Origin of the sequence: Erwinia sp. MYb416 (assembly GCF_037479575.1) — a bacterium.
In the GTDB taxonomy this organism is placed as follows: Bacteria; Pseudomonadota; Gammaproteobacteria; order Enterobacterales; family Enterobacteriaceae; genus Erwinia; species Erwinia rhapontici.
In genome coordinates this window covers 1-615 of record NZ_JBBGYT010000089.1, presented here as the reverse complement: position 1 = coordinate 615, position 615 = coordinate 1, and the positions used below count along the sequence as shown (strand labels likewise).

The 615-nt window shown below is 50.7% G+C and carries 1 protein-coding gene; it reads right to left on the bottom strand.

All coding sequences use genetic code 11. The features are described from left to right. Positions 1 to 95 precede the first annotated feature (95 nt). Positions 96 to 615: HD domain-containing protein (locus tag WH277_RS00770; protein ID WP_339503813.1), on the bottom strand; the 520-nt coding region annotated here is incomplete at its 5' end.

Genomic DNA, 615 nt, shown 5'->3' with positions numbered 1-615 from the left:
GGGATGTTCCATAACAGAACTGGTCATTTTATGCGATTGACTTATATAGAGCACATAATGACATCTAACCTGCAGTTTTTTTATTCAACCTATTGTTATGGATGGTATTTTTTTTCCTGCTGTTCAAACCAGCTTGCCGGTACGCTGTGAGGTGGCTGGCCCAACTGCGCTATTCCCTGTTCGATCACCTGATTAGCCATCTGGTGAAGCGTGGCATGACCTGCGGTCAGCAGACGGATTTGCACCCGTTTTTCAATCAGATAGACGCGGGCAAAATGCGGATCAAAATGAATAATTGAGCGGGTATTATCGATAATATCCGCCAGCTTAATGGTCTGCGCGTCAGCAGAGGCTTGTTGAGTATGGCGAAAATGGGCCAGCTTACGCGCGGTGCGGTTCTGCCCGGCAACGGCACCCTGGTTGGTCAGCATTTCAACCAGCGACATCACCCGTTCGCCGAAATGGGTGCGGATATCCTCCAGCGTACTGCTGGTGTCTTCAACGGTATCGTGCAGCCAGGCCGCAGCCAGCATCTCTTCATCGTCACTGACACTTCGCACCAGTTCGACCACCGCAGCCGGATGCACGATATAAGGTTCATCGGTGTATTTTCGG